Raw genomic sequence first — 26,198 nt, forward strand, 5'->3', positions numbered from 1 at the left:
ATAACGCTAGTGCCCTTGTCCGCCAGTGGCAAGACCGCGCCTCCACCTGTGCTTCCTATGCGGCTGTTATAGGTGTCGTTTGATGATGTAGAACGAGTTTCTTTCATGACTTAGCATCAAGCGCATCCGAGAAACGTGTTCGTGACATCTCCAGCAAGGCTGAGGCAACCTGTGCGTCAACATCTGCCACATCTGAAAAGGTTTCTTCCCCAAGGGGATCAATCGGGCGGCCATCAACACGTACTTCATAGTGAAGGTTCGGGCCCGTCGCGACGCCGGTTTGACCGACAGAGCCGATCATTTCCCCCGCGGCCACACGTTTTCCAACCTCTAATCCCTTTTGCACCGCACTGAGATGAGCATAGCGGGACATCGTCCCAGACCCGTGGGACACTTCGACAACACGGCCATAGCCCCCTCGCCAACCGATAAAGGATACCCGTCCCGGTGCCGTTGCGCTAATTGGCGTACCTTGAGCAGCAGCATAATCAACACCTGTGTGCATCCGCACGTTGCCGAAGACAGGATGTTTGCGTTTGCCAAAAACCGATGACAATCGTGCTCCTTTGACAGGTGCAGCTGTCGTCTGAAACACTTCACCATTCATGTAGAGTGTCGGTTGCCCGCCTGCTTCGTCGGGCCAGACAACCTCAAACGTTTCCTCAACCAAATCTAGCGAAGCATAGGACATCTGCGGTTCCCCGACCGCACTGCCATCCTCCAGTGTTTCTTGCGCCCAGAGAATATTCAGGCTTTCTCCACCTTGAAGATCGCGGCGAAAATCGATGGTGTCCCCCATAATGCGGACCAAATCAGTAGCAAAGCGAGGTGGCACACCCGCCTTATCCAAAGAGGCATAGATCGACCCGTCAACAGAAAGCGTCCCCGCACGTTCAACCAAAGTCGCCGTTGGTGTCACTGTGCGGCTTTCGATCGTATCCGAAAGAGTAACCTCAACGCGGACTCCATCCGCGATACCTAATGCGACAACGAAAGGCGTGCCATCGGGGTTGTATGCCACGCTCAGCCGATCACCCGCCTGTAACTTTCGCAGATCGTATTCTGCCGCAACTGCCGCTGTGATATCAGCTCGCAATGCGGGCTCCAACTTGGCACGCGCAAGCATGAGACCCAGTGTATCGCCACTCTCAACGACGGCCTCCCATGACGGAACAATGGGCGCATGAACAACTTGGGCTGGCGCAAAGAGCTGTGGGATCGGGGACGAGAAATTTTGCAACGCCTCAAGGCCCATCTTCCCTGTCAGGGAAGCAGAAACGACCGGCAGCGCATCTGTTGTTTGCTGGAGCAAAGGTGCGTCTACGGCGATGTCAGGTGCAGGTTCTGCAGATGTCATTATGGTTATGCCTGTCACTGCCCCGCCAACCACTACTGCTATGGTGGTTCCCTGCATAATGCTTCTTAACGTCAAGATTCAGTTCCTTCGGTAGGTTAAAGCGCGCGCCGGATTTTCGGCAGCGCAAATTCACGTGGTTCGTGGTAATCAATGGTGGTGACAAAATCGCCTACATCATCGAACACAAAGACCCCTGATGTGTGGTTCATGGTGTAATCGCCATCAGTCTGCATGACCTTTTCATAGGTCGCGCGGAATCCTTTCACAGCAACAGCAAGCTGTGCATCCGTTCCTGTCCAACCCTGAATTCTAGGGTCAAAATAGGAAATATAGTCAGCCATGACCTCAACAGTGTCACGCTCGGGATCAACAGAGATAAACACTGCGTTCAGGTCTTTTGCTTCCGCTCCCAGCTCTTCGAGCCAAAGGGAAATATCGGACAGTGTTGTGGGGCAAACATCAGGGCAATAAGTGAAGCCAAAGAAAATCAGACTCGGCTGCCCAAGCAATGTTTGTGGCCCCACGTCTTTGCCATCTTGATCCGTCAGCGAAAAATCCATTTGCGTCAAAGGCAGCGACCGCTTTCCCAGTGTCTGCTCTGCCCCCGGTCCGTCAACCTGCCACCAACCAAAAAACAGGGCGACTACAACAACCGCCGCCCCTACCGCCGCAATACGACCAAACTGTTTCATCACCGGCTAGCCTTCAGGCCCACGTGCGCCCATCCCAAAGATCGGGACATCCACAGTCAGCTCCGTGTCATCCGAGAACAGCAGGGTCATCGGGAAAGTTTCTCCCTCGATCAGCGGTGCTTGCAACTTCATGAGCATGGCGTGATAGCCCCCTGGTTCAAGCGCCACCGTGCCCCCAACGGGTATTTCAATATCTCCAGCAGGCGACATGCTGCTGATGCCGTTGGCGTCGGTTTTGCTTTGATGCACAGAGGCCATGCCTGAAATATCTGCCTCCAGCCCAGTGAGCGAGATCACCGTGTCACCCAGATTGCGAAGCGTCAGATAAGCACCCGCTGGGCGGGACGTTCCAAGGCTTGCACGGGCCCAAGGTTGCTCGACCACAATCTGTGTGTTTGGAATAGGTTCTTGCGCCGCGACAAGCGATGGCAGCACCATGCATAAGGCGGCGGCCAAACCGGCCAAGGTGTTTTTACTATTGTTCATGACTGCTTCCGATTTAATCTGAATTTGCTGTTGCAGCATCAATTTCGGCCTGCACTTGCAGCAAAAGCTGTTTTGCACCGAACTCCACCAGAGGTTTTCCGTTTACAAAGAATGTAGGTGTCTGGGTTACTCCAACGGCTTCAACATCTGCGCGGTCCTGATTGAGGACAGCTATGATACTGGGCGACATGATCTGAATCTTGGCCGCCTCAACATCAAGCCCGACTGAGCCAGCTACAGCCATGATCTGCTCGGCGGCTGGCGCACCATGGGAGGCCCAAACCTGCTGATTTTCAAACAGCGCCTCGAGTACGGGAGTAAAAACGTTTTGCAAACGTGCGGCCTCCAGTACTTTGATCGCCAGTTCCGATCCTTCACCGTGGAAAGGCGTATAGCGTATGACCACGCGCACATCTTCGGGGTACTCGGCCAGAATTTCCTTCACGATAGGATAGAAAGAGCGACAGGCCTCGCAAGCGGGGTCCAGAAATTCCACAATTGTGACGGGGGCATCTTCGCGGCCCAACACCGGAGAATAGCTACGGACCAACAGGTCTTGCTGTTGGGCTGGCACAGCCGTGGCTACAGGCGCGGGCCCTGGACGCGAGACAAACCAGGCGCCGAAAGCGAACAGGCCCAAAACAGCGGCAAGAATTATGAGAACAAGAGTTTTACGTGTCATGAGGATTTCCGTCGAATTTGAATAAGGAGAAGTAAGATGAGCCCGAAGACCAGAAACGAAAGGGCGGGGATCGGCATGCCAAGGATCTGCATCGCACTATCGGTGCACGACGGGCCTTTTTCAGTACATGGCGTGATCGGTTCTGGCACGATTCCTGCGTACAGCAGCCAGTGATACAGCGCGACAGCCCCGCCCATTGCGGCAAGCGGCGCGGCATAAATCCAGACAGTCACATCAGACCGCCACGCGGCAACGCCAAGGATCACAGCCAAAGGGAACATAAAGGCGCGTTGAAACCAGCATAGATGGCAGGGGGTTTGCCCCAAAATTTCGCCTATAAACAAAACGGCAAGCGACGCTGACAAAGCAAGAACCCACGCTGCGATGAGCAAAGTTAGCGCGCGGCTTGCTGGCGCGTCCGTGTTGATGGTTGCGGTCATGCGCCTAACCTTTTTTGTAGGTCCGACACAATTTCTGTCGGTTTTTGATTATACTCGTAAATGCGAACAAACTCGCCATTAGGGTCGAACAGCAGGAACGACGATGTATGGCCCATGGTGTAGCCATCAGGCGCGGCCTCATCCTCGTTGCGCTGATAATAGATTTTAAAAGCCTTGCCCGTGCGCTCTATTTGCTCGGCCGAGCCACTGAGTCCGATGATACGGGTATCGAACTGCGGCACATATTCGGCCAAAACAGCAGGTGTATCACGCGCGGGGTCGACGGTGATAAATACGGGTTGGAGTGCCTCACCGACCGCGCCTAGATCATCTAACACTTGCGCGATTGTCGATAGGCCCATCGGACAGACATCAGGGCAGTTTGTGAAGCCAAAGAAGACAAGCATCCATTGGCCTCGAAAATCCTCATCCGTTTGCACCATACCTTTGTAATCGGTCAGTTCAAAATCCGCGGCAAAACCTGCGGTTGAAATGGTGCGTGAAGCTGGTAGCTTGTTTTGAAAGCCACCCGCTATCCAAACCCCTCCGACAACTGTGGTTGCGATTACCACCATCGACCAGAGGATTACCCGAACCTTTTTCATTACTAACATCACCTATTACCAAGCCCTATTTAGGCTGGTACAAGCTTCAGCAGGTAGAGGTTCAAGAAGAAATTTACCTGTTTACGCACAATGTCACACTTTTGTGAAAGCGCGTGATATCAAAGGGGTAATCCCTAGCAAAAGTTACAGCGCCTAAGACTGAAGGAAAAACCATGTTGGCAATTGGAACACTGTCCAAAAAGACCGGAACCAAGGTTCAGACGATCCGCTATTACGAGCAGATCGGCTTGATGAACGAGGCAGGGCGCACCGCTGGCGGGCAGCGTCGTTATTTTGAAAAAGATCTCGACCGGCTTGCCTTTATCAGACACTCGCGCCAGCTTGGCTTCTCTCTTGAATCTATCCGCGAGCTGCTGGACCTCGCTGACCGCCCAGGCCAATCATGCGCCGACGCTGACTCCATAGCACAACGGCAACTTGTGCAAGTCGAGCAGAGGATAAAACGGCTACAGGCGTTGAAAAAAGAGCTCAAGCGCATGGTCGTCGATTGCAACGGGGAGAGCGTCGCGCATTGCAAAGTGTTGGAAATTTTGCGCGACCATGATGAATGTTTGACGGATCACAACGCAATCGGGTCATAACCACACGCTCCTCATGGACGGTATGGCACGACCTCTTGACGCTGTCTGCCCAATCCTTCGATCCCCAGCTCAACAACATCCCCCGCATTCAAATACTGCGGGGGGTTCATACCCATGCCTACACCGGGAGGTGTGCCTGTAGAAATCACATCACCCGGCACCAGTGTGACAAATTCGCTGAGGTAAGAGACGATATGCGCCACATCGAAAACCATCGTCGCTGTGCTGCCCGACTGACGCCGTTCACCGTTTACGTCCAGATACATGTTCAGGTTTTGTGGGTCTGGCACTTCATCCGATGTCACCAGCCACGGGCCGACGGGTCCGAAGCTGTCACAGGATTTTCCTTTGGTCCATTGGCCGCCCCGTTCGGCTTGAAAGGCGCGTTCAGAAACATCGTTGATCACACAAAAACCCGCCACATGGGACAGGGCCTCTGCTTTTGACACATGATGCGCACGGGTGCCAATCACCACGCCCAGCTCTACTTCCCAATCGGTTTTTTCGGACCCTTTAGGTAGAATGATCGGGTCATTTGCCCCCGTTGCAGGGCAGGTTTTCATGAATAAAATCGGTTCTTCAGGGATCGCCATGCCCGCCTCTTTGGCATGGTCGGAATAGTTCAACCCGATGCAGAACATTCGCCGCACATCGTCAATCACGGGCGCATAATCCCCCGTGATCAGTGAAAAGGATGCGGGATCAAGCACGGCCAGCTTTGACAGTTCTTGCGCTGAGAGGGTTTGAGCCGTGATGTCATCCACCACCGAAGAAATATCGCGTGCGGCGCCATCTGCGTCAATTAACACGGGGCGCGTACCATCAGCGGTACGGATACGGGCGAGTTTCATCTGGCAAGCTCCTGTGAAGATTTCACAGCAGCATACCGCCTAAACAGAGAGGGTGAAGTGGCAATTTAGAAAATTTGGGCAGGATGCCGCAATCCCCAGAGGGACTGCGATCAAATCCGATAATTTAGTCTTCGAACCCGACAAAACGGGCAACATCGGTCACTTCGCGACGTTCGGACACAACGGCATTGGCCGAGAAATCCTCATCAGGCCAGCCCATCGCAACACAAGTCATGATGATCTGATCGTCGGGGATTTGTGCATGTTCACGCACTACAGGCGACTGCATGATGCCCTGCCCGTTGATCACACAACCCAAACCACGCGACCAAGCTGCCAACGTCAACCCGTAGGTTACTGCGCCCAGATCGAAATGCGCAATCGTGCCGCCATCAAGAGATTTATCAAACGTCACAACAATCGAAACAGGGGCATCAAACTGACGAAAGCCGCGCATGACCCAATCTTGACGCATCGCTTTGTCTTCACGCTCGATCCCCATCGCAGCGAATAACTGCTTGGCGATGCCCACCTGACGGTCGCGGTGCGGCCCTTCATAGGCCCCATGATCAATAATTTCCCGCACAGGGGGCACGCCGTTAAGCATGCGGGTGGAGTTACCCTCCCGCACGCACTCAAGCGGTTCACCCGTCAGCACATGCAAATGCCAAGGCTGGGTGTTCATAGACGAAGGTGCACGATTGGCCAGTGCGATAACTTCTTCAATCAGCGCCCGCGAGACAGGTTTATCCTGAAATCCGCGAATACTGCGTCGGCCATTCATTGCTTCGTCTAATTGCATGGGAAGTCCTTATTTAGAAATTCAATGTAAACTGACGGCTCAGGCCGATCTGGACACGCCATTGATCTTCTGAACCATATTTTGTGATCGGGCTGTCGGCAGCATCGCCCAACAGTTTTTCATAGCTCACACCACCCGCAAGCGACCAGTTGTCATCAATGAAATAAGTACCTGTCACCTGAAGCGCTGCCCCAAGTGCACCGCCTGTTGCCTCATACTGGGCGAAATTGGCAGTGGCGTTCGACACGCCGAAATATGTGTTCGCGAATTCATCGTTACCGAAGTTCACGCGCGGACCGGCGGCAATCAACCACTGGTCATTCGGGCGCAAGATCAGGTCAGCACCTAAGGTACCAGTGACGCCATCGTGGCCTGTTACGCCTTTGCGTACTTCACCAAATGCCATCCAGTTTGTTTCTTGGTACTTCAAACCAAAGCCAAGTTCGACCGCGATATCGATATCTGCAAGGCCTGCCAACTCACGGCTGGTTGCGGTTGTACGTTCATCAAGGACACGAAATGCGCCGTTAAACGACAAGCCGTTTTTAGGCACACCGCGTACACCGTTGCCGACGTCAAGCGCGCCCCACTTCAGCGATCCGAATGTGAAGGTTGGCGCAGCAACTGCAGCCATGGAATCAGAGCCCATATACTCTGGTGCGGAGCCGACAGCGGCGCCCAAAGCAAAGTTAAACGACCGTTCCTGCGCCACAACAGGCAATGCAGAACCGAGTGTCAAAGCGGACACAACAACAAAAGAAAGTACGCGCACTAGGATGCTCCAAATTACTCAAGTGCCTTCAACAAGGCACGACTAGACTGAAATTCTTATTAAGGAAGCGATTAACCAAAGTACACATTTCCCCAAAATATTTACGCTAAGCATCTGCAAGCGAGACACAAAAAGCACAACAATTTGCTCACACCCCCTCAAGCAAGGTTGACAGGCAACTCATAAAGTATGTTAACAACATAATAAGGCAAGCATATTAAATTAGGACCCGACATGCGTACTCCAATCGACCCTGACAGCATCGGTTTTCTGATCAACGATCTTGCCCGCCAAAGCCGCGCAATCTTTGAGCACGAAATCGAGGCCGCAAATCTAACCGTAACAGCAGCAGAGGCCCGCGTGTTGGCACATATGGCGCGCACTGGCGCGACGCGCCAACACCTCTTGGCAGACAGCCTCGGCATGACCCCGATGAGTGTGACCGGCTTTCTTGACAGGCTTGAGAAAAGCGAGCTTGTTGAACGCACACCTGACCCGAAAGACAGACGCGCCAAAATTGTGACCCTGACAGAACGTGCTTCAGATATTTTGATCCAAATTTCCCAAGCCGGCCGCAAAACCGAGCAAACCATCTCGGAAGGTCTTTGCCCTAAAGAGTGGGATGTTTTTTACCGCACAGCATTGCAGTTGCGTCGCAATATTGCAGACACGCTGGTCACTGACCAAAAAGACGAAGCATAATGAACCCGTCACCATTAATGACAGAACGCAGAGTCAGCCTGATCGGCGCGCTGTTGGTGGCCATCGGGCCTGTTTCAATGGCGCTCTATACACCCGCCATGACGGAGCTGGTTCGCTATTTTGACACCACACCATCTGTGGTCAACCTGACACTTACGCTCTATTTTGGCGGCTTTGCCTGTGCGCAGTTGATTGCGGGGCCGCTCTCTGATGCATTGGGCCGCAGACCCATTACCATCATTTTTATGGCGCTCTATTGTTTAGGCAGCATTCTGGCAGTGCTTGCGCCCTCTATAGAAACACTCATTATTGCAAGAGTCCTACAAGGCGTCGGCGCCTCTGCGGGGGTTGCAATTTCACGCGCTCTTGTCCGCGACCTGTTCACGGATGACAGATCATCGCGGATTATGAACCTCATTGGCATTATTCTGGCTCTTGGCCCTGCCTTGGCCCCCACAATTGGGGGGGTGATGCTGCAATCATTCGGCTGGCGGTCAACTTTCGTACTGATGGCGTTAATTGGCCTCATCGTCATTGTGGTGGCGATTTTTCTGATGAAAGAAACCGTTGTCGCAGACAAATCGCGCCTCAACTTCCACGCGTTGGGCCGCAATTATAAAATGTTGCTCACAAACAAACATTTCCTCACCGCATCCCTTGTAATCGGCGGAGCACTCGGCGCGATTTACGCGCAATCAACCTTTTTACCGTTCATCCTCATGGGAGATGTCGGCCTGAGCCCCACACAGTTTGGCGCTTCAATGCTGGCGCAATCAGGCAGCTTTTTTGTCGCGTCATTGGCGTGCCGCAGCCTGATGGCCAGACACGGCGCGTACCGTTTGGTTGCACCGGGTTTGGTGCTGATCGCCATCGGCAGCGTCGGTATTTCCACATTACTAATATGGCCCCCCAGCTTCTTGCATGTGATGGTGCCTGTATCGATCTACTCCTGCGGGATCGCTTGCGTCATGCCTGCCATGTCAACGGCCGCACTGGCCCCGTTTGGCCGCGCAGCAGGGGCCGCGGCCTCTATGATGGGCTTTATTCAAATGGGATCAGGGTTACTGATGGGATCAATTGGCGCAGTCATGGGCAATGCAGTTGTCGCGATGGGCATCTTGATTCCCATCATGGGCGCAGTTGCATGCATTTCTTTCTTGATGTTTCGCAAGATCAGCTATCCTCCTATGCAAGAGGTCGTAAGCGGAGAATAAGCAGCCGATGCGCATTGCTTCAGGCCATCATCGATCCATTTAATGTAACAATTTTATGATCTTATAGACATCACACCGTCCTTCTATAGCCAAGCTATTGACGTGCCTCAGCACCCCTGCGCAAAGTTAGGGATGTTATGATGTTTAAACGCCACCCGCTTGATTACGCACAGCAAGGATTGATGAACATGTCTGGTCACCTCAAGAATTCCACATTGCCGATACTGGCCCTCACTTTGGGTTTAGGCGCGTTCGCAGCCAACGCCGATACAATTCGCGTCGGCATGCAGCAAGAGCCTACATCACTTGATCCCACAACAGATGCGACGGCATCCATCGATAGCATGCTCACGATGAATGTGTTTGAATCGCTGACTGTGGTTGCCGAAAACGGCGAAGTAAAACCAAACCTCGCCACCAGTTGGGACGTGTCCGAAGACGGGCTGACATATACTTTCCAATTGGCAAGCGGCGTCAAATTCCATGACGGCAGCGACTTTGACGCAGAGGATGTCTTGTTCTCTTTCAACCGCGCCATGGCAGAAGATAGCGTGAACCCCTCCAAGGGCATATTCAAACCGATTGAGAAGATCACAGCAATCGACCCGCAAACGGTTGAAATCAAGCTGACCAACAAAGACGCGTTTTTCCTGTTCAATATGGGACAGGGTGACAGCTCGATCGTGGCGGCGGAAACTGCAGACACCAACAACACCAACCCAATCGGCACTGGTCCTTTCAAGCTGGACAGCTGGACACGCGGCGACAAGCTGACGTTGGTTAAAAACACCGACTACCGCGATGCGGATGCCGTGGCGCTGGACAAGGTCGAATTCCGCTTTATCTCGGACGCGGCGGCAGCAACGGCCGCGATGATGGCCGAGGAACTGGACGCCTTTCCGGGTTTTCCCGCGCCTGAACTGCTGCCCCAGTTTGAGGCAGACCCGCGCTTTCGCGTCAACATCGGCTCAACCGAAGGCGAAGTTATTCTGGCAATGAACAACGCTAAACCGCCCTTTGATAACATCGAAGTACGCCGCGCGGTCTCCACGGCGATCAACCGCGAAGAAATCATCGAGGGCGCGATGTACGGACAAGCCGTGCCAATCGGCAGTTTTTACCCCCCACATGGCACAGCCTATGTCGATCTGACGGGCGCCTACCCGCATGATACTGAAAAAGCCAAAGAGATGTTCACCGAGGCGGGGGTTGCAGGCACCACCATGACCCTACGTGTGCCGCCTTTCCCTTACGCCATGCGCTCGGCTGAAATCATTCAGGCCGAACTGTCAGCCGCGGGCATTGATGCCAAGGTCGAGAATGTCGAATGGGGTTTCTGGCTGGAAGAGGTCTATAAGAAAAAGAACTATGACATGACCATCATCGCCCATACCTCACCCAACGACATGGGAAATTTCGCCCGTGGGCCTGACTATTTCTACGGCTATGATGATGAAAAATTCACTGCGTTGTGGGATGCAATCCGCACAGAGGCTGACCCCGCCAAACGTGACGATCTGTTGAAAGAGGGCCAGCAGTACCTCTCGGATCAAGCCGTGCACGGCTTCTTGTTCCAAATGCCTTTGCTGGGCGTTTTCCGCACCGGTGTAGAAGGCTACTGGGCCTCTTCGCCGGTTCTTTACATGCCCCTCAAAGGTGTAAGCAACGCTGGCTGATGGATTTGGCTGCGGCGGCTTACTTCCGCCGCAGCCTGACAACCTTTTATGGGCTATTTTCTAATCCGCCGTACCGTAGGATTCGTTCTGACGCTGCTTGCAGTGTCTGTTGTTGTCTTTGCCGTGATGAATGTGCTGCCGGGTGATCCCGCGCTGACCATTCTGGGCTTGGACGCGACCGAAGACGCGCTGGACGCCCTGCGCGAGCAGTTGGGCCTGAACCAACCATTGCTGACACGGTATTTTTTATGGATCTGGAACGCCGTTCAAGGTGATTTTGGCATCAGCCATTCCTTTCGCGTGCCCGTCTCCACATTGATCGGTGAGCGTCTGCCGATGACAATATCGCTGGCAGTTGCCGGAATGTTTTTTACCCTGATCATCGCCCTGACCTTGGGCATTGGTGCTGCGGCGCGTCACCGTAAATTCGGCGATTGGGGCGTCATGCTGATTAGCCAGTTGGGCATCGCCATTCCCGCTTTCTGGCTCTCCATCCTATTGGTCATGCTCTTCGCTGTAAAATTGCGCTGGTTGCCACCCGGCGGCTTTGCGGGCTGGTCTGATCCCGTGGCCGCGATGCGCTCTCTCATCTTGCCGACAATTTCACTGGCATTGGTGCAATCCGCGGTCTTGGCCCGCGTCACGCGGTCTTCGGCACTAGAGGTGATGCGGCAGGATTTTGTACGCACTGCCCGCGCCTCGGGGCTATCGCGCCGTCGCGTGCTGTGGCGGCATGTTTTGCCCAATGCTTTGGTACCGATTGTCACCATCGTTGGCATGCAATTTGCCGCACTGGTGACAGGCACCATAGTGATCGAAAATGTCTTTTACCTACCCGGCCTTGGCCGCCTGATTTTCCAATCCATCGCCAACCGCGATCTGCCGACTGTGCAAGCATTGGTCATGCTTTTTGCTGCCATTGTTGTGACTGCAAATTTTATCGTTGATCTGCTTTATGTGGTCATTGACCCCCGCCTAAAGGCCCGCGCATGAACCGCCGCCTACCCACAAACCTTGTGATTGGCGCAGTTCTTGTGGCGCTGGTTGTTGGTGTTGCAGCGCTATCTTTGGTCTGGACACCGCATGATCCGACTTTGATGAACATTCGCGGTAAATTTGCGGACCCATCCGAGGCACATTGGCTTGGCACTGATCAGTTGGGCCGCGATGTGGTGTCGCAATTAATGGCGGCGGCGCGAAATTCGATGACCGTCGCCTTGGTGGCTGTGTTGTTAGGCGGGTCGATTGGTGTGGCGTTGGGGCTGTTCGCCTCTGCGGTTGGCGGCTGGGTAGAAGACGGCGTAATGCGGTTGGCGGATTTGGGTTTTGCCTTCCCTGCCCTGCTGTTTGCCATCATGCTTGCGGCCGTGTTTGGCCCGTCTCTTAGCAACGCCGTGCTGGCCATCGCCTTTATCAATATTCCGATTTTTGCCCGCGTAACACGCGGATCGGCCAATCAAATATGGACGCTAGATTACGTTTCGGCCTCGCGCGCTGCAGGGATGAACAAATTTGTCATCAGCCGCGATCACATTTTGCCCAATATCGCCGCTGCGATCATCGTACAGGCCACAATCGAATTTGCCGTGGCGATCCTTGCAGAGGCAGCCCTGTCTTATCTTGGTCTGGGCGCGCAGCCGCCTGCCTCCAGCTGGGGGCGGATGCTGTCCGAGGCGCAAACGCTGATGTATCTTGCCCCGCAACTGGCGATTTATCCCGGCCTGTGTATCATTACCGCAGTCCTCGGCTTTGGCCTGCTGGGCGACGGATTGCGCGATATCTCTGACCCTCGTCTATCGAGGCAACGCTGATGCTGGAACTCACTGATTACTCGGTAAACTTCAGTGCTGGGGCGGCCCTGCGCCAAGCCAACCTCACCATCAAACCCGGTGACCGTCTGGGCATCGTTGGAGAGAGTGGCTCGGGTAAAACCATGCTGGCGCTCAGCCTGATGGGAATGGCGCCTGACGGCGCAACCTTGTCTGGTGCGCTTTGCGTAGATGGCATCGACATGACCCAACGCAATGAGATCGAATGGCAAAATATCCGCGCCCGCCGCGTTGCGATGATTTTTCAAGAGCCCATGGCCGCACTCAACCCGCTGCGGCGGGTCGGCGACACGGTTATGGAACCCATGCGCGTTCACGAAGGCCTGAGCCATGATCAAGCACAGGCGCGCGCGCTGTCGCTGTTTGAAGAAGTCGGTATTCCCGATCCTGCCGCCCGCCTGCGACAATTCCCGCATGAGCTAAGCGGTGGCCAACGCCAGCGCGTTTTGATTGCCCTTGCATTGGCCTGCAACCCTGCCCTTTTGATTGCGGATGAACCCACCACAGCTTTGGATGCAAACGTGGCGGTGCTGATCACCGATCTGTTGGTGCGCTTGTCGCAAGAGCGCCAAATGGCCTTGGTATTCATCACCCATGACATCGCCGCGGTTGCCCGTGCCACGCAGGATATTGTGGTGATGTATGGAGGCGATATGGTTGAGTATGGTCCAACTGCAGAAGTTTTAAAAACACCGCATCACCCTTATACTAAAGGCTTGCTGGACGCATTGCCCGACCCGTCCCGTACAACTCACGATGCAAACGGCAAACGGCGGCGTTTGCCCACCATCCCCGGCACCGTTCCGCAGTTACAAGACCTGCCGCAGGGTTGTCGTTTTGCTGGACGCTGTCCTGTGGAAGTACCGCAATGTGCGGCGCAAAAGCCCGCGACCCAATCCTTTGCGGTGAACAGATCATCAGCTTGCCACTTGAATGAGGGCGCAAAAAGATGAGCGTTCCTTTACTCACGGCAACCGGCCTAACCCGCCACTATGCCCTGCCGCGCACCTCACTGCTGCGCCCTGCCCCGCTGTTAACTGCAGTGGATAACACCAGCTTTACCATAAACGCAGGCGAGACATTGGGCGTCGTTGGCGAAAGCGGATCAGGTAAATCTACGCTGGCCCGTATGGTCATGGCGTTTGAAACCCCAGACGCCGGTGAAGTTCTGTTTCAAGGCCAGAACATCCATGCCCTGCCCGCACCCGAATTGCGTAAATTGCGCCAACAATTTCAAATGGTGTTCCAAGATCCCTACGGTTCTCTCAACCCCCGCCGCCCTGTGGGCTGGTCCATCGCGGAACCGCTACGCGCCATCGGTGAGGATGAAAATACAAACCGCCGTGTGAAAGAGGCGCTGGAGCAAGTCGGCCTGCACGCAGATGCAGCCGATAAATACCCGCATGAATTTTCTGGCGGCCAACGTCAACGTATCGCCATAGCCCGTGCCATTGTCACCCGCCCTGCCCTATTAGTCGCAGATGAGGCTGTTTCGGCACTAGATGTGTCTGTGCAGGCGCAAATCCTTAACCTTCTGATGGATTTGCAAGACGATCTGGGGCTGGGAATCCTCTTTATCAGCCATGATCTGGCCGTTGTCGGCGCGATCTGCGATACATTGCTGGTGATGCAACATGGTAAACCACTTGAGGCAGGTCGTACCGCCGACATCCTGCGCAACCCTGCCCATGCCTATACACAATCCCTTCTCACAGCCGCTGGAGTTCATACATGACCCGCTTCATCCACCTCACCGATCTGCACGTCTCTCACCCTGATGCTGGCGATCCAAGCGATAAAACCAACGCGATTGAAACGTTGCATCGCGTCGTTGGTATCATCAACGCAATGGAGCCCCAGCCCGATTTCGTAGTGGCCAGTGGCGATCTTACCAATTTGGGAGATGCGCAAAGCTATGATTTAGTACAAGAAATTCTCGCGCCTTTGGAGGCACCACTGGTTCTGGCACTTGGCAATCATGACAAACGCCCCGAGTTTCATACCGCGCTTGGAAAGCCGGCATCACAAACGCCCTATTGCCATGACACCACATTTGGCGGGTTGCATGTGATCACGCTGGATACTTTGGTGGCGGAGCGTGTCGCAGGTGCGATCTGTGATGTGCAATTCGACTTTCTGGAAAAAGCACTTGAGCGCCACGCCGATCTACCCAAACTGATCGTGATGCATCACCCCCCGCTCCTGAACACTGATGACCTGCCATGGGGCAGTCTCGATATGGACAGCACAAACAAACTGAAAGAAACGCTGCAAGAGCATAATGTTGCGGGCATCCTATGCGGCCATATTCACATCAACCGCGTGAGCCAGTGGCACGGCATTCCCGTTGTCGTTTCTAATGGGCTGGATTCCACAATAGATTTGCTGGACACGCAAAATTTACGACAAGTCGAAGGCACGGGCTTTGCTATCTGCGATTGGCGCCCCTCTGGCCTATCGGTCAGCTTTGTCCCGCTCTCCCCTGCCCCACGTGAGATTGCAGTGATAGATCGGGCGACGCTCTTGTCCTTCACCTAAATCCGCAACATCTCCAGTTAACGCAGTTAAATCGCGTTAACTGGAATTTTCAAAACGGGATTTCCATTTTGGTCTGTGGGCACAGTGCCAGCCCGCATGTTCACTTGTAACGAGGGAATGATCAGCTTTGGCATCGCCAACTGTGCATCCCGCTCGGTACGGAATTTAATAAATTCATCTCGGGTTTTGCCACCGCCAACATGAATATTATCTGCCTTTTGGGCTGCTACAGTGGTTTCCCACTGGATTGCCCGACCGTTAGGGCCGTAATCATGGCACATGAACAGCCGCATTTCATCGGGCAAGGCCAACACCTTCATTATGCTGTCATAGAGTTCGCCGGCATCCCCCCCCGGAAAATCCGCACGCGCGGAGCCGCCATCGGGCATAAACAAAGTATCTCCAGCGAAACTGGCGTTACCAATGACGTGAACCATACACGCAGGTGTATGTCCGGGCGTATACATTGCAAATGCCTGCATGTCGCCGATCATATAGGTCTCGCCGTCTTTGAAGAGCGCATCAAACTGCGATCCGTCACGTTGGAACTCTGTGCCTTCGTTGAAAATTTTGCCGAAAGTTTCCTGAATGGCGATGATCTTTTCTCCAACGCCAATTTTCCCGCCAATTTTAGATTGGATGTAGGGCGCCGCACTCAAGTGGTCGGCATGAACATGAGTCTCGATGATCCAATCCAGCGTCAGACTACGCGCCTTGATCTCGTCTATCAAACGATCCGCCGCAGCATATGTGATCCGGCCAGCGGCGTAATCGATATCCATAACACTATCAATGATCGCACAATGGTCACTTGCCGGATCTTTGACAATATATGTTATGGTGTTCGTGGCCTCATCAAAATGGGCTGAAACATCAGGTCGCAGCGTCATGTCTATTGGATAGGTCATTTTGGCACCTCGATTGAATTGAGTTTAAGCACGCTATGTTATCATGGGCGACAGTAACAATACCCACCGCAACTGGTTTAACCCTTGGCCCGATATGTCAAAAACACCGCCTTTAGTCTGAGTATAGTGACTACCTATATAAGATCAGGCGACAACTCTTGCCAGAAGTGCCAAATGTCTTGTGCATTTAGGGCTGACATCCAGCCGTGCCGTTCAAAATCATCGCGCGCTGCCGCATCTTTGATCCGGCTTGCAAAGGCGCGCCTGTCTGCGTCCCGTTGTGTCGGGGTGCGCGATGCGACCAAATCGCGGATCTGGCCCAGTCGGTTGGCACGTAGCTGTTGAACCGGTGTCATTGTTGCTGCCGGAGCACTTGCGGTTTCAAACCCCTCACGCAGCGCTGCCGTGAGGTACCCCACCGGATTTTGGACCGCCCCCTGCCCTGCCACATACGCCAACTTAGCGAGGACATATTCCTCACCGTGCTCCGTCAGCCATTGTCGGGCAAGCCGGTCATTAACGCCCAAATCACGCAACCGAGCATAGACAACCGTATTACGGGCCCCTGCCCCGTCATCAATATTCATAATCGACAACTGTGGGTTTTCCTCGATCAAAAACCGGATATCGGTCACCGACCTGCCGCGTTTGCGAATTTCAGGACGCACAACGATGTTCGACGTTTTGTTAACCTCGGCGACCGCTGGTTTGATGATCTTTGCATTCAAGTGTTTGTAGACTTCGTAATAACTACTGTCCGCGACCCCCATCAGCCGCCGAAACAAATCAAGTGACCACCAGCCCGTACTGCCCGTGCGCACAAAGCGGTAGCAGTTTTCATAGAGCGCCAAGGCGTGCCCACTGGTGAAACGCCGTTGGATATTGAGATTAATCAAGGCAAACACTTTGGGGTCATGTAGCTTGGACGCTAAGGCAGGAGAATAGCCATATTCACAGACCCCCTGCTTGAGCGTCGCAAAACTGAGCAGGCTGGACACCCCCCACTCCTGCTGCCCGCTGGCATCCAGCATATCCCATTCCGCAACGGTTTCCGCCAACCCCCGCAAGGATTGCTTCAACGTAGCCATGTCATTTGAGTTGTAGCCAATCATCAGACACAGCGTCCGCGCGTCGATTGCATGAGTTTGCTGGCTGGTCAGCGTATCGTATGCATTAAGCAGCAGCACATTCGACAGCTTCCTTTGCAACAGCGTGAGCTTGCCGGACACATGAATGGCCGCGACATGTTTTTTAACTGCATCACGCCTGAGCGATCCGGTTAAAGAGGCTTTATCTATTTCGCCTGTTTTCCTGCTTTGCACGTCCTGCATCACTACCACCCCGGGTCACGGGCAGCGTTCGATTCGCCACCTCTTGCGTTGCACATACAATGACTGCAAAGGTGCCTCAACGCAACTATCCAAAAGGCACCTCTATACGGGACGTACTTCAACGCGGCGACAGGGTCAAAGGGACCAATCTACGGTAAAGGGCTACAACAAAAAGCCACTTACCCCACAAACATAGTCTCTAAATAGAGCAATACCGTGGCTAGAGACCCTTTCACCCGCGAATCGGACCCTTTAGTCCTGTAATCGGGTGCCTTTAGTCCCGTAACTGGCCCCCTTTGACCCTGTAAACAGGCCCCAAAGAAATAACAAGCCATTGATTTGTATCACCTTTTAAGTCGCAAAGTCTTTAAAGTACTGAAAGATAATACAACATATATGTGCGTCTTTTTCATATTTAGACTATGATATAGCCCATACTCACCGTTTATTAATTCACATACGGTCAATGATGTGCGAAAGATTAGCGGACATCATATAAAAACACATACATCGCAGAGGTAACATGGCAAGCACACCTAAAAGCACACCGCCCGCGTATTTCAACATTGACCCCGAGAAGGCAGCAAAGACGCTTTCCGAACCGATAGACACAGCTCGGTTTGCCAAGGCAGCTGCATTTGCTGCACGAGGCCGAGATGACCTTGCCAAACGTGGCTATGCGCCCGATGGCCGAAAGAGACTACGCAAGTTTTCCACTTGGGAGGTCTGTCGCTATCTACTTAACGTAGCGCCCGCACATCTCTTGCGTGTGCTCAAAGCGAACCCAGAGTTACCGCAAGGCGTGGGTGAAGGGAATTCTCGTTGGTTTACTCTGGATGAAGTCCTAGCTCTCCGCGAACATTTTGCGGCAGAAGGTGCAGCCAGCAGGGAATATAAATCTTGGCGGCCCGAAGGCTTGCCTGCCAAGGTTATTGCTGTCGCTAACTTCAAGGGAGGCGTGGGGAAAACATCAACGGCTGCACATCTCGCAATGTCGGCAGCGCTTGACGGGTATAAAGTATTGGTGATCGACCTTGATAGCCAGGGTTCCATGACCTCAATTATGGGTGGAGTTGTCCCTGATGAATGGTCAACGGCCTTTCCCTTGCTGGCAAAGGACTATGCCCGTCACGTACAAGCCGAGAATGAGGTGCGGCGCGCGGCAGGCACTGCCGAAATCCCATTGGATGAAACCCTGACGGAAAGCTTGGAGGTTTCGCCGCGAAACCTCATTCAGTCGACCCATTGGCCAAACATTGATCTGATTGGCGCACAACTCAATCTCTACTGGGCTGAATTTCAGGTTCCAGTTTGGCGAATGCAGCTCAGAAGTTGGCCGCTCTGGGATGCGTTGACGAATGCGCTGGAAGGCGAAAAGATTTTGGATGACTATGATATTGTCATCTTAGATACGCCCCCTGCTCTAGGGTATCTGACCATCAACGCGCTCGCGGCGTCCGATATTCTTGTTGTTCCGTTGGGTGCATCATTTCTTGAATTCGACTCTACGGGGCGGTTTTTTGACATGTTGTATTCTACATTTGCCAGTATTGAAGATGGTGAAAACTCGGCGCGTCGCAGGGATAACCTGCCAGAGATGAAGTTTGAGTGGGATGCCGTCAGGGCACTGGTGACGCGATTTGATGCCAGCCAGCAAACCGATTTGGCGAATGTCATTCAAGCGTATTTCGGTGACTTCATGGCAACCTACCGTCAAGAGATGACCGCAATGGTTGGTCAGGCGGGGGAGCAGGTTAATGGGATTTATGAAGCGGACTACCGCGACTTCAATCGTGATACTTATGTTCGGGGGCGTGAAACCTTTGATCAGACGTGGGCAGAGATCAAGACAGTAATTTTAGGATCGTGGTGGCGTGATCAACAATTAGCAACACCTAGCGATGAGGAGCAGGTCTGATGGCAAAGCGCAGGAAGTTAGAAACGCCCAGTCTGGATGACATGGCACGGATTGAAGATGAGTTTCGCCGCGAAACCCCGGCCCGTCCGCTGGGCGCGCCCATCAGTCAGATAGCAGCCGATGCTGCGCAGTCGTCGACACCCGAAACTTCAGCGGTGCGAGCCGAGCGTGCCAAAGATAAGGCCGATGCGCAGGTCCTGCGAGACGCCAAAGCCGACGGCCTGTTGTTGATGGAGGTCCCGCTGGCCGAGATCGACCCAGAAGCGATGGTCCGAGATCGTACGTTACTTGATGCTGCCGAAATGGAGGAGCTGAAGTCTTCCATCGGAAGTAACGGGCTGCGGTTGCCGATCGAGATTTTTGATCTTGCGCAGCCGGGTATTGATGGGCCGCGTTATGGATTGCTGTCTGGGTACCGTCGCTTGCGTGCGGTTCAAATGTTGGTGGCCGAAGGCAAAGCGCCGAGTGTAATCAAGGCGATCTTGCGTGCTCCCGATGTGATGGGCGGTGCCTTTGCTGCGATGGTTGAAGAAAATGAAGTTAGAGCAAACTTAAGCCATTTTGAGCGAGGTAGAATTGCGGTCATTGCTGCCCAGCAAGGCGCTTTTGGCTCGGTTGCTGAGGCGGTGAACGGGTTGTTCCCAGTCGCGTCAAAAGCAAAGCGGAGTAAAATCCGGTCGTTCTCCGTGATCTTTGAAGAGCTGGGGGATCTGCTGAGTTTCCCAGAAGCGCTGAAAGAACGAGATGGCTTGCGGCTGTCGGCGGTGTTGCGAACAGGCGGACAGGGTGAAGTTCGCGCTGCATTAGAAGCAGGGCAGGGGGGGACTGCCGGTGATGAGTGGCAGCTAATACGCGAGGTCTTGGATGCACATGAGGCGCAAGCGGTGGTCGATGCGTCCAAAGGTGGGCGTCCAAAAACCAAACGTGCCGCGCCGGTTGATAAAAGTATGACTGAAGTGCATTTGTCTAATGGCATTGTTTTGCAAAAGTCCCAAGATGCCAGCGGGTTTGTAATTCGGTTGGAGGGTGCCGTGCTGGATGCCAACTTTGTGGATGCCTTTATCGAGGAAGCGAAAGAGATTTTGGAGAGGCGCTGAGGTTTCGCCGCGAAACCCTAGCCTGTTAAGCAAAGCGCACACTCGGCAATTTAAGCGCAAGGCTGGCCCTTCCTCTACACTAAATGGGGGGAGGGCTGTCATGTTGCGGCGATCGGATGTGCAATGACTTCTTTCAACCTCGCTGATTCCCGCTAAGGGGCTGTGTTTGAAAACGACAGGATTGTGCCGAGTGATGCGTGTGGTCTATCTAGTTATATAGGGCCTTGGACGGCCTGATCTGCTAGAAATCCTTCTAACTATATGTAAATTAATAATAAAAATTTAAATCGATGGGCGGAATACAACCGCCCATCGATAGTACCAAGTTTTGAACAAATTCTAGCCACACTCAACCTATAGCCCTCTTTAGTGGATTGAGGGTGCCCGATGTGTCCTCACTGCTATGATTGGTCAGGTGCACAGATGGCGTTTACTCTGAATTGGGAAAATATTGCGGCCAATGGCTCGTATGTCTTAACCTCACCAACAGATAATATCGGGCTTACGATCGCGACAACGACAAATGCAGACGGTGATACTGCAACCGCGACCTCGACGGGAGTACCGCCCGCAGATGGGTTGTGGGTCGCTGGCTTGGAATCCCCGGTAACAAGCACCCTGACCTTTGACGCACCTGTTTCAAACTTCAGTTTTGAGGTTTACAATATCGACGCTGAAGCGCTGGCTTGGGATGATAAGCTCACTGTTTTGGTCACCGATGCACAGGGTAACATCCAGACCGTCAGCTTTGGTGATTTGCTCGCCGATCCTTACCATTCGTCCAATGGGAACGACTTGAATGGTGATGGGTCCTTCGATAGTGGCACCCAAACCAGTGGTGCCGCAGATAGTGTTTCGGTGACAATTGCCGGCCCCGTGTCCCAGATACAATTCGTCTTTTCAAATGGCGAAAGTCACTCATCCAGTGGTTCGTTTGGAATTGGAAATATGTCCCTTGAGCGTGCCGCGCTGGACTATGTTATTGATGGTACTGGCGGTGATGATGTCATTGACGATTTGTATCTTCTTGACCCCGATGGTGACCGTGTTGACGCGGGGGATGCGTTGGATGGCTCGGATGATGACGTCATTCATGCGGGGGCAGGGGATGATTTGGTCGTTGCCGGCGCAGGGAACGATACCATCATTGGCGGGATTGGGAGTGATACTCTATACGGCGATGTAGAGACTGATTCCGACTATTTGGTGCGTGGAGATTCTGTTGCCGGACCGGGTGGAAATGATGAACTGCGTGGCGGCGATGGTGACGATTTCCTCTATGGGGGATCGGGCGATGATTCCCTTTACGGGGACGACGGCAATGACAGTATTTTAGGGGGCCACGGGAATGACCTGCTTTATGGTGGGGCAGGGAACGATGACCTTGAAGGTCTGTATGGTGACGACACCATTTATGGCGGTGACGGTGATGATCACGTGTTCGGGCGCGATGGCGCTGATCTGATTTATGGCGGTGACGGCAACGATACTCTTATCGGGTCTATTGGCATTGATACGCTTTATGGCGGCGCGGGAGATGATGTTCTGGCAGGTAGTCAGGGAAGCGACCTGATTTACGGTGGTGACGGCAATGACCTTGTCTACATCGGCGTGCCTGCCTCGGGTGATATTGCTTATGATAACGAAGGCATCATTCATCTGGATGCGGGAAACGATTTTCTGGATGCAGGGGACGCAACGCTCAAGTTTCTAGCATACGGTGGGGATGGCAACGATCTGATGCGTGCAGGCCTCGGCAATGACACGATGTTCGGCGATGCGGACAACGACTCAATGTCTGGCGGTGAGGGCGACGACCAGCTGACGGGGGGCAGTGGGCGCGATACCATTGATGGCGGCGGCGGTGATGATACTTTCTTCTACGAAAACGGTTTTGGCTATGACACGGTTATTGGCGGTGAAACATCCGAGGTTTCCGGCGATACGTTAGATGCAAGCGCGGTTACGGATGACATCACGCTTGATCTAAGCGCGGGCGTCCCGTCTGATCCCGAAAGTGGTACTCTGATGGCGGGTGCATCCGCTGCTTCCTCCGTCACATTTTCGGAAATCGAGAGCATCTCTTTGGGGACGGGCGATGACAGGGTTATCGGATCATCCTCTGCGGATAATGTATCGACTGGTGCGGGCGCGGATACTGTTGCTGGCGGCGCTGGCGATGATGTTTTTGATATTGGCGCGGCGGATGGCGTCGCGGACACCGTAATTTTGGTCGATGGTGATGGGGCGGATACCATCACAGGGTTTGAGGGGCCAACCGCAAACGGTGATGGCACATTTGCAGGGCATGATCTGCTTGATGTGTCAGGACTGACCAATGTGGGCGGGGATCCGATAAGCGCGCAGGACGTTGTTGTAACCGATACAAGCGGTGATGGTACGGGCGACGCAATCCTGACATTCCCGAATGGCGAGAGCGTGACGCTGGTCGGGGTGTCTCCTTCTGCTCTGGCAACGCCAGCACAATTGGCGGCAATCGGTATCCCTGTTTTGAATACCGTTGATGGTACCTCCGCTGACGACACCATGAGTGCGGGTTATACGGATGCCCAAGGTGACGAAATTGACGGTGTTGATGGGGTAAATGACACGATTTATGGCTATGCGGGTGATGATGATATCTTCGCAGGCGATGGCGATGACCTTGTGTTTGGCGGGGATGGAAATGATACGCTTGCGGGCGGTGACGGGGCAGATACCCTTTCGGGCGGCGATGGCCGTGATGTGTTTTACGGTGATGTCGGCGATGTCATTGACGGCGGCGAGGGGGGCGATGACCGTGATACCCTAAACCTGAGCAATCTCGGCGGGCCGGCGATGACCAATGTCATCTATAACCCTACTGATAGCGAAGCAGGCACTGTTGCCGTGCTGGATGGCTCCGGCGCTGTTGTTGGCACGTTTGAATTTAAGAACATCGAGAAAGTTATCCCCTGCTTTACGCCAGGGACGTTGATTGCAACGAAACAAGGCGAAACCCCCGTTGAGGACTTGACGGTGGGTGACAAGGTTTTAACCCGCGACAAGGGGTATCAGCCTATTCGTTGGTTAGGCCGACGTGATCTGACAACCCAAGACCTTGCACTGCGCCCCAATTTTAACCCCATTCTTATTCGGGCGGGCGCATTGGGCAATGGCCTGCCCGAACGCGACATGACGGTTTCGCCACAGCACCGTATGTTGATCTCCAGTTGGCAGTCCGAAATGTTATTTGGAGAGCGCGAAGTGTTGGCTGCCGCGATTCATCTTGTGAATGACCATGACATTATTCGGATACGCCCCAAGGAAGTCAGCTATATTCATCTGATGCTGGATGAGCATGAGGTGATCTTGGGGAATGGCGCATGGACCGAGAGCTTTCAGCTAGGGCCGCAAATGTTTAGTGAGATGGAAGACGCGCAAGCAACCGAACTGCTGGCGCTTTTTCCTGAGTTGGAGCAGGATGCTTTTCTACCTGCTGCCCGCATGTCCCTCAAACGGCATGAATTCGCGATCCTCAATCGTTCACTCAAAGAGTCATAGGCCGGAATGTTGCCAATAGCCTGTGAGCTTCATACGATCTGCGCCAGCTAGGCGTTACCCGTTGAATGGGTCGGCTCATATCGGGCCCACAATCCGGTTTTTCTGTTCGAAGCAAATTCTTGAAAATCCCTGATATTTTACGTGCGTATTTGAAGCACAGCCTTTAGCTTCACGCGTGGGAGAGCTTTGGGGCTGGCCGTTAACTCTGTGTTGGGTGACGGGCTTCAGCACATCAAAGCACGAATTAAGGGAGATCCTATATGTCAGAGGCAATTGTTGCGGATTATGATCAGGCCATTTTACGGGATGCGCTTGAAGCACGGGCGGCCAAGGGGGCAGGGGCCCTTGCTGCTATGGGCGCTGGTGTTGATGTGCCCGTCGCGATCATTATGCGCAATGATGTGGCCCAGTTGGAAGTGATGCGTGCCGCCGCACTTGCAGGGACAGTTCTTGTCGCGTTGAACTGGCATGGCGAAGTAGATGAGGTCGCAGCGATCTGCGACGACAGCGGTGCGCAACATGTCATCATTCATCGCGATCTGATTGCTGGCTTGCGTCCTGCGTTGAAGGGCCGTTCGGTTATTGCCGTTTCGCCTGGTCCCGAACTCTGTGCGGCTTATGCCATTAGTAGCGCGGCTGCGGCCAGTGACCCCGATCTTCCCGAGTGGGAGAATTTGGTCCAGAGCCATCAAGCGATCGAACACCGCGAAATGATGCGCCCGTTGATGCGCTATACGTCGGGGTCTACGGGGCACCCGAAGGGAGTGCGGCGGACCAGCACAGGTGAGCGCCGCGATTTTGAAGATGTACTGAAGCGTGTCGGTACGGAAATGCTTCAGCTCAAAACCGGCTCACGGTTCTTTACTGCTGCCCCTATTTATCATTCAGCCCCCTCTACGTTGACCAGTGCTGCGCTCGTGACGCATGGCGTGTCCGTCATTGTCGCACCCAAGTTTGACCCCGAGGGGTTTCTCGCCACCATTCAGGATCAGAAGATAACACACATCTATCTTGTCCCAACCATGATGAGCCGTTTGCTGAAGCTGCCTGAAGAGGTTCGATCACGGTATGACCTGTCGTCGGTTGAGTTTTGCGTTTCAACAGGGTCCCCGTGGCCGCATGATTTGAAAGTCGCGATGATCAACTGGTGGGGGCCGGTGTTCTGGGAGAGCTATGGCGCAACCGAAATTGGCTTCATGACGATGGTCTCGTCTGAGGAAGCATTGGCCCGCCCGGGAACCGCAGGTCGGATGCAAATGGGGGGAACAGTGTTGATCCTCGATGAGCAGGGCAACGCAATGCCCACTGGAGAAGTCGGTGAAATTCATGCACGCATGGATGCATTTGGCGGGTTCGACTATTCTAATGATCCAGACAGTCGCAAGGCGGCGGAAAAACAAGGTCATGTTTCCGTCGGGGATCTGGGCTGGCTTGATGAAGACGGGTTTTTGTTCATTACAGACCGCAAGAAGGACATGATCATTTCTGGTGGCGCAAATATCTTTCCCGCCGAGATCGAAGCAGTGTTAATGCGTGCGCCCTTTATCCGTGACGTCGCAGTCTTTGGTGCGCCACATCCTGAATTTGGCGAACAGATTGTCGCTGCGGTAGAGTTGTCCGAGGGGGCATCGGCGCAGGTAAAAGATGTGATGGATTTTCTTGACGGTAAACTGGCCCGTTTCAAACAGCCACGTGTCGTTGATTTTCACGGGACGTTACCAAGAGAAGACAGTGGCAAGATATTCAAACAAAGGCTCCGCGAACCTTATTGGGAGAACGCAGGACGTAAGATTTGAGGTGGGGAGCTCATATATCCACCTTCATGGGTATGTAGGCCAAACCTGATTCTGCGAACGGCATGAGATTCGGCGTGGATTCGGACCCCAGAGGAGTGATCTCTGGATAAGTCTGGGGATAACCTGCGATAAGCTGTGTCTGGAGCGGTATGAGTTGATGGGGAACTGAGAGTAAGTAACGCCTGTGCCTCCGGATCTCCTACGAAGTGTGTCAATAAGCCATTGTAATAAAACGACCTTTTCCCGGCTTTGAAAAAAATACGTTTTTATGTCGGAATCGGGTTGCGGGATTGTTGAGTAAACCCTAGAACGCCTCTACCGAAGCGCAGCAATGAGCTACGGGGCAGCGGACGGGTT

At 53.7% G+C, this 26,198-nt stretch carries 24 protein-coding genes; 13 read left to right on the top strand and 11 right to left on the bottom strand.

The genetic code is table 11. The features are described 5' to 3' along the window. Positions 1-103: 103 nt before the first annotated feature. The 6 genes from GGR95_RS15190 to GGR95_RS15215 form a co-directional block, all read right to left on the bottom strand. Positions 104-1,357: a M23 family metallopeptidase gene (locus GGR95_RS15190; protein WP_184567360.1), complete on the bottom strand. Its 1,254-nt coding sequence runs from the start codon at positions 1,355-1,357 to the stop codon at positions 104-106. Positions 1,358-1,452: 95 nt separating this feature from the next. Continuing rightward, positions 1,453-2,049: an SCO family protein gene (locus tag GGR95_RS15195; RefSeq protein WP_184567362.1), complete on the bottom strand. Its 597-nt coding sequence runs from the start codon at positions 2,047-2,049 to the stop codon at positions 1,453-1,455. Between the two features lie 6 nt (positions 2,050-2,055). Further along, entirely contained in the window at positions 2,056-2,535 is a 480-nt protein-coding gene (locus tag GGR95_RS15200; protein WP_246423408.1) for a copper chaperone PCu(A)C, read from the bottom strand. A 13-nt stretch (positions 2,536-2,548) separates the two neighbouring features. After that, entirely contained in the window at positions 2,549-3,217 is a 669-nt protein-coding gene (locus GGR95_RS15205; RefSeq protein ID WP_184567366.1) for a DsbA family protein, read from the bottom strand. Further along, positions 3,214-3,657 (bottom strand): disulfide bond formation protein B, encoded by a 444-nt coding sequence (locus GGR95_RS15210; RefSeq protein ID WP_184567368.1) that lies wholly within the window; start codon positions 3,655-3,657, stop codon positions 3,214-3,216. Before GGR95_RS15210 ends, GGR95_RS15205 begins: the two co-directional genes overlap by 4 nt. Further along, entirely contained in the window at positions 3,654-4,262 is a 609-nt protein-coding gene (locus GGR95_RS15215) for an SCO family protein (protein ID WP_246423409.1), read from the bottom strand. Before GGR95_RS15215 ends, GGR95_RS15210 begins: the two co-directional genes overlap by 4 nt. Before the next feature lie 173 nt (positions 4,263-4,435). Between GGR95_RS15215 and GGR95_RS15220 the strand changes: the two genes are divergently transcribed. Continuing rightward, complete coding sequence (locus GGR95_RS15220; protein ID WP_184567370.1) at positions 4,436-4,864, top strand: MerR family transcriptional regulator; 429 nt, start codon at positions 4,436-4,438, stop codon at positions 4,862-4,864. A gap of 11 nt (positions 4,865-4,875) precedes the next feature. On the opposite strand, the gene GGR95_RS15225 is transcribed toward GGR95_RS15220, so the two are convergent. From GGR95_RS15225 to GGR95_RS15235, 3 genes are all read right to left on the bottom strand, one after another. Beyond that, complete coding sequence (locus GGR95_RS15225) at positions 4,876-5,715, bottom strand: fumarylacetoacetate hydrolase family protein (RefSeq protein ID WP_184567372.1); 840 nt, start codon at positions 5,713-5,715, stop codon at positions 4,876-4,878. A 124-nt stretch (positions 5,716-5,839) separates the two neighbouring features. Next, entirely contained in the window at positions 5,840-6,517 is a 678-nt protein-coding gene (locus GGR95_RS15230; RefSeq protein WP_184567374.1) for a nitroreductase, read from the bottom strand. Positions 6,518-6,530: 13 nt separating this feature from the next. After that, positions 6,531-7,289, bottom strand: coding sequence for a MipA/OmpV family protein (locus GGR95_RS15235; protein ID WP_184567376.1), 759 nt, complete (start codon positions 7,287-7,289; stop codon positions 6,531-6,533). Between the two features lie 234 nt (positions 7,290-7,523). Here GGR95_RS15235 and GGR95_RS15240 point away from each other — a divergent pair, with 234 nt between their 5' ends. The 8 genes from GGR95_RS15240 to GGR95_RS15275 all read left to right on the top strand — a co-directional run bounded on the left by GGR95_RS15240 (position 7,524) and on the right by GGR95_RS15275 (position 15,248). Next, positions 7,524-7,991, top strand: coding sequence for a MarR family winged helix-turn-helix transcriptional regulator (locus GGR95_RS15240; RefSeq protein ID WP_184567378.1), 468 nt, complete (start codon positions 7,524-7,526; stop codon positions 7,989-7,991). Between the two features lie 17 nt (positions 7,992-8,008). Continuing rightward, on the top strand, positions 8,009-9,205 hold the full coding sequence (locus GGR95_RS15245) for a multidrug effflux MFS transporter (RefSeq protein ID WP_184567379.1): 1,197 nt from the start codon (positions 8,009-8,011) through the stop codon (positions 9,203-9,205). A gap of 140 nt (positions 9,206-9,345) precedes the next feature. Continuing rightward, complete coding sequence (locus tag GGR95_RS15250; RefSeq protein ID WP_343042318.1) at positions 9,346-10,881, top strand: ABC transporter substrate-binding protein; 1,536 nt, start codon at positions 9,346-9,348, stop codon at positions 10,879-10,881. Positions 10,882-10,929: 48 nt separating this feature from the next. Further along, a complete protein-coding gene (locus GGR95_RS15255) occupies positions 10,930-11,874 on the top strand; it encodes an ABC transporter permease (protein ID WP_184567381.1) in 945 nt (314 codons plus the stop codon). Further along, positions 11,871-12,692, top strand: coding sequence for an ABC transporter permease (locus GGR95_RS15260; RefSeq protein WP_184567383.1), 822 nt, complete (start codon positions 11,871-11,873; stop codon positions 12,690-12,692). The genes GGR95_RS15255 and GGR95_RS15260 overlap by 4 nt, the downstream gene beginning before the upstream one ends. Next, positions 12,692-13,663 carry an ABC transporter ATP-binding protein gene (locus GGR95_RS15265; RefSeq protein WP_184567385.1) on the top strand — a complete coding sequence of 324 codons (972 nt, stop codon included), beginning with the start codon at positions 12,692-12,694 and terminating at the stop codon, positions 13,661-13,663. Before GGR95_RS15260 ends, GGR95_RS15265 begins: the two co-directional genes overlap by 1 nt. Beyond that, positions 13,660-14,445, top strand: coding sequence for an ATP-binding cassette domain-containing protein (locus GGR95_RS15270; RefSeq protein WP_184567387.1), 786 nt, complete (start codon positions 13,660-13,662; stop codon positions 14,443-14,445). Before GGR95_RS15265 ends, GGR95_RS15270 begins: the two co-directional genes overlap by 4 nt. Beyond that, on the top strand, positions 14,442-15,248 hold the full coding sequence (locus GGR95_RS15275; protein ID WP_184567389.1) for a metallophosphoesterase family protein: 807 nt from the start codon (positions 14,442-14,444) through the stop codon (positions 15,246-15,248). The genes GGR95_RS15270 and GGR95_RS15275 overlap by 4 nt, the downstream gene beginning before the upstream one ends. A gap of 26 nt (positions 15,249-15,274) precedes the next feature. Here the strand turns inward: GGR95_RS15275 and GGR95_RS15280 are convergent, their stop codons facing one another. Together GGR95_RS15280 and GGR95_RS15285 are read right to left on the bottom strand one after the other, a co-directional pair. Then, positions 15,275-16,156, bottom strand: coding sequence for an MBL fold metallo-hydrolase (locus tag GGR95_RS15280; protein WP_184567391.1), 882 nt, complete (start codon positions 16,154-16,156; stop codon positions 15,275-15,277). 134 nt (positions 16,157-16,290) lie between these two features. Then, the gene (locus tag GGR95_RS15285) at positions 16,291-17,487 is read right to left on the bottom strand and encodes a replication initiation protein (RefSeq protein ID WP_184567393.1); all 1,197 of its coding nucleotides are present in this window, start codon (positions 17,485-17,487) and stop codon (positions 16,291-16,293) included. A 523-nt stretch (positions 17,488-18,010) separates the two neighbouring features. Between GGR95_RS15285 and GGR95_RS15290 the strand changes: the two genes are divergently transcribed. The 4 genes from GGR95_RS15290 to GGR95_RS15305 all read left to right on the top strand — a co-directional run bounded on the left by GGR95_RS15290 (position 18,011) and on the right by GGR95_RS15305 (position 25,841). Beyond that, the gene (locus GGR95_RS15290) at positions 18,011-19,405 is read left to right on the top strand and encodes an AAA family ATPase (protein ID WP_184567395.1); all 1,395 of its coding nucleotides are present in this window, start codon (positions 18,011-18,013) and stop codon (positions 19,403-19,405) included. After that, positions 19,405-20,502, top strand: coding sequence for a ParB/RepB/Spo0J family partition protein (locus GGR95_RS15295; RefSeq protein ID WP_184567397.1), 1,098 nt, complete (start codon positions 19,405-19,407; stop codon positions 20,500-20,502). The genes GGR95_RS15290 and GGR95_RS15295 overlap by 1 nt, the downstream gene beginning before the upstream one ends. Positions 20,503-20,925: 423 nt before the next feature. Beyond that, positions 20,926-24,045, top strand: coding sequence for a Hint domain-containing protein (locus tag GGR95_RS19060; protein ID WP_184567399.1), 3,120 nt, complete (start codon positions 20,926-20,928; stop codon positions 24,043-24,045). A 260-nt stretch (positions 24,046-24,305) separates the two neighbouring features. After that, complete coding sequence (locus tag GGR95_RS15305; protein WP_184567401.1) at positions 24,306-25,841, top strand: AMP-binding protein; 1,536 nt, start codon at positions 24,306-24,308, stop codon at positions 25,839-25,841. The last annotated feature ends 357 nt before the right edge of the window (positions 25,842-26,198 follow it).

Source organism: Sulfitobacter undariae (assembly GCF_014196805.1).
In the GTDB taxonomy this organism is placed as follows: Bacteria; Pseudomonadota; Alphaproteobacteria; order Rhodobacterales; family Rhodobacteraceae; genus Sulfitobacter; species Sulfitobacter undariae.